Genomic DNA, 2,730 nt, shown 5'->3' with positions numbered 1-2,730 from the left:
GTATATATCTATAAAAAAAGCCCTGTAAAAGTAATTTACAGGGCTTTTTGTTTTAAAGTTGTATTTTATATGCGCTATTTTGCTTTCGCTACTTGTTCTTCTAGCGCCATACTGTCTTCACGCTTTAGAACTTTATGTCCATCTTCAGTCACACCGTGTTTCCAGTAACTGCTGAAGTAACACATTTTACGATCGACCGCCTTATCCGATGTAATGTAACTACGGATCGTCCTCATCTCACTAAACTCGCAAGCACACCATACCGCCAAATCATCTGTGTTCACATCTAACGTTTGAACACGCTCAGAGAGCGAAGTTTCTGAACTGACGTTAACCACTAGGGTAACACCTTCAGGCAGGACAAGAGGCTGTACATCTGCTTCAGTCGGTACATCAAGGACAACGTGGCCTTTGGCATTATTAGGCAGTAACGCCAATTTACCCTGTAACGCGGTCTGCGCCGTCATATCAGCTACCAGCAAGAAGCGCTCTGCATCAACTGGCATCGCTTGAATGGGACGAGGACCAACCAAGGAAATCACATCACCCACTTGTGCTTTAACTGCCCAACGGGAAGCATAGCCGCCCATATCAGGGGTGATAACGCCATCGAGTTCTGCGAGTTCATGCTTGGCAATATCAATGGTGATAGTGCCGGCATCAGGTTGATAGCCTGACACGGTAAAGGTACGCATCATTGGCTTTTGCCCCTCAGGCAAGGTACTGATGTCGGTACTGCCATCGGCAGTAAAGAGGAACTTCACATACTGCCCTGCACTTTGTTGGGAAAAATGCTGGCTTCCTTCACCGCCCAGCGTCAAACGGATCATATTGGGGGTGATCAACTCGTTTCCCACCACCGTCAGTTGCTTTGGGCTCATTTTTGGACGCATAGCCTGGGCCATGTAATACTCCACAATAAAAGTGATAATAAGATTGATTATCACTGATAAATTCAACTTACTTCAACTTAAAATTGGCTACCATGGCATTTAATTGGCTATTGGTAACAGCAAGTTGCTCGGTACTGGCCACAGAATCATCAGCATTGCGATTGAGTTCGTTGATCATGTCATGGATCGCTATCATGTTCTTGTTTACCTCTTCAGTTACAACACTCTGTTCGTTCGCTGAGGTAGCTATCTGGGTCGTAAGATCATTGATCTGGCTGATAGAGTTAGTCATCGATTCCAAAGACGCCATCACGTTAGCTGTGTGTTCAACGGTTTGGGAACAACTGCCCCTTGTGGTATCCATTGACTGAACCACCACTGACGTCGCCTTGCGAAGATCGGACAGCATACTGTCTATTTCAGAGGTACTTTGTTGTGTTCTGGCCGCCAACGCCCTAACCTCATCGGCAACGACTGCAAACCCACGTCCCTGCTCACCGGCACGGGCAGCCTCAATAGCCGCATTCAACGCCAGTAGATTCGTCTGCTCGGCAATTTCCCCTATGACATGCAAGACCGCATCGATTTTCTCGAAGTCCTTACTCATAGTTTGGATTGATGCCGACATGCTCTCCACTTCGGTCGATAGTTGATTCACACTTCCCGAAGCGACCTTGACCACATCTTTCGACTTTTCAGCCTCGAGGTTAGTCGCATGGGTAAAGTCGGCAGCACTCTTGCCGCTATGCGCTACAGATTCCGCCGTAGCACTCATTTCATTTATTGCGGTAACCACTTTCTCCGTCTCTTGTGTGTGGCGAGTGAGCAAAGACTTATTGGAATCTGCTTTCTGTTTCAGAGCCACCACTTCATGTTCGATAGCCTGGCTCGATTGCGAGACTTCCAACATCATCTTTTGCAGGTTCTCAATGAAGTGGTTGATGCCACTGGCAATCTTACCCAGGTCATCATTGCTATAGACATCCAGCCGCCGAGTTAGATCTGCATCTCCCCGGGATAGGCCCACAATGATGTTTCGCAGCGTGCTGAGGTGTTTGAAGATGGTATTGATAAAAAGAATACTCAAAGGAATGGAAATCAATGCCACCAGCACTAGCGCCATGGTGATACTGCCACTTAAGGCGTTGGTATTTTGCTGGATAAAGCCACGGTCAATATAACCCGTTAGTGTCCATTGACTATCACCAACGGCAAACTGGTTGGTATAAGGAATCAGATCACCTTCAATACGGTTGCTAAAAAGTAGCGAGCCTTTACTGTCTTGTAGATCAAAGTAACTTCCTTCAACAGAGGATTGGGAAAGCAATTGCTGTGTATTTCTCATATCTAGATAATAGATATCACCACCATTACCACTTGGAACAGTAATTGATATTAATGGGATATCATTTTGATAGAAAATATCACTCACCGTTGTTCCATTGGCACTATTTACCAGTTCAATGTAATGATTAGCTACGGATTCATCATCAATCCGCCCTTTATCGGTAATGACAAAATCAGCAATCACTTTCGCTGCGGCATAAAAACCTGCACGTTCAGTGACCTCTTGAATACTGGTAATATCCAAACTAATATTTTCAGAAATCAATACCTTATTACGGATATCATCATACAGCTTATCTTTCACCAAGCTAATTTGCGCATTGATACTTTCTGCATCGCTGTCAAAAATATAACGACTCAAATAATAATTGACGCTAAAAAAAGACGTAATGACAGTAGCTACTAATATAGCTATCAAAGTGGTAATTATCTTAACTTTGAATGATAGTTTATTTGCCATATGTTATCCCTATTGTGGCAAGTGATAGGT

2 protein-coding genes are annotated in these 2,730 nt (G+C 44.4%); both read right to left on the bottom strand.

Going from position 1 to position 2,730, the window contains the following annotated elements; genetic code table 11:
* Window positions 1-74 precede the first annotated feature (74 nt).
* A complete protein-coding gene (locus tag BIZ37_RS29835; RefSeq protein WP_255526967.1) occupies window positions 75-905 on the bottom strand; it encodes a siderophore-interacting protein in 831 nt (276 codons plus the stop codon).
* A 55-nt stretch (window positions 906-960) separates the two neighbouring features.
* On the bottom strand, window positions 961-2,601 hold the full coding sequence (locus BIZ37_RS29830; RefSeq protein ID WP_255526966.1) for a methyl-accepting chemotaxis protein: 1,641 nt from the start codon (window positions 2,599-2,601) through the stop codon (window positions 961-963).
* Between the last annotated feature and the right edge of the window lie 129 nt (window positions 2,602-2,730).

It is taken from the genome of Photobacterium sp. BZF1, assembly GCF_014349205.1.
Classification (GTDB): Bacteria; Pseudomonadota; Gammaproteobacteria; order Enterobacterales; family Vibrionaceae; genus Photobacterium.
This window is presented reverse-complemented; position numbering and strand designations above follow the sequence as displayed.

Excerpts from the sequence above, each read along its gene's own strand:
- BIZ37_RS29835 (WP_255526967.1), bottom strand. The coding sequence starts at position 905 with ATGGCCCAGGCTATGCGTCCAAAAATGAGCCCAAAGCAACTGACGGTG.